Source organism: Gordonia sp. GN26, from assembly GCF_054823965.1.
In genome coordinates this window covers 1-729 of the sequence record NZ_JSYC01000119.1, presented here as the reverse complement: position 1 = coordinate 729, position 729 = coordinate 1, and the positions used below count along the sequence as shown (strand labels likewise).

Annotated in this window: 2 protein-coding genes and 1 other annotated feature; both genes read left to right on the top strand. The window is 65.7% G+C overall.

Annotation, left to right across the window (positions count from 1 at the left end; genetic code table 11):
- On the top strand, window positions 1-238 hold a 238-nt coding region (locus tag OK17_RS19310; RefSeq protein WP_461418427.1), incomplete at its 5' end, for a transposase.
- Window positions 199-327, top strand: a sequence feature (AL1L pseudoknot). Its footprint overlaps the gene before it by 40 nt.
- A 48-nt stretch (window positions 328-375) precedes the next feature.
- The coding region (locus tag OK17_RS19305; protein ID WP_461418426.1) for an IS3 family transposase at window positions 376-729 on the top strand (354 nt) is incomplete at its 3' end.

Below are 729 nucleotides of genomic sequence, written 5' to 3'. Positions count from 1 at the left end.
TACGCGGCCGGGAGCGCTCAAACGGATCGGTGATCAACTCGGTGTGCACCCGGAGGCGCTGCGCACCTGGGTCAAACAGGCCGAGATCGATGGCGGGGTGCGACCGGGCACCACGACCGGCGAGGCTGAGCGGATCGCGCAGCTGGAGCGGGAGAACCGGGAGTTGCGGCGGGCGAACACCATCTTGAAGCAGGCTTCGGCTTTCTTTGCGGCGGAGATCGACCGCCAACAGCGCTGATCGTGGAGTTCGTCGCCGCTTCCCGTGACGAACACGGAGTCGATCCGATCTGTGCGGCCCTACGCGACACGGCCGCCCAGATCGCTCCGTCCACAGTCCGAGCCCATCTGAGCTCTCGACGAATCGAGGCGCCACGAGTGGTCCGCGACCGCGAGATCCTCGGCGAGATCCGCACCGTGCATGCCGACAACCTCGGCGTCTACGGTGCCCGCAAAGTTCATGCCGAACTGCGCAGGAAGGGTGTCGGCGTGGCACGGTGCACCGTTGAACGATTGATGAAAGCTGATGGGCTGCACGGGATACCGCGGCTGAAGACGCGGAAGACCACTCGCAGCGAGGGGGCCGAAACTCCGCAGCCGGCCGATCGTGTCGAACGGCAGTTCACCGCGGCGGCGCCCAACGCGCTGTGGGTGGCCGACCTGACCTACATCCGTACCCACACGGGTTGGGTGTATGCCGCATTCATCCTCGACGTCTTCTCAAGGATGGTC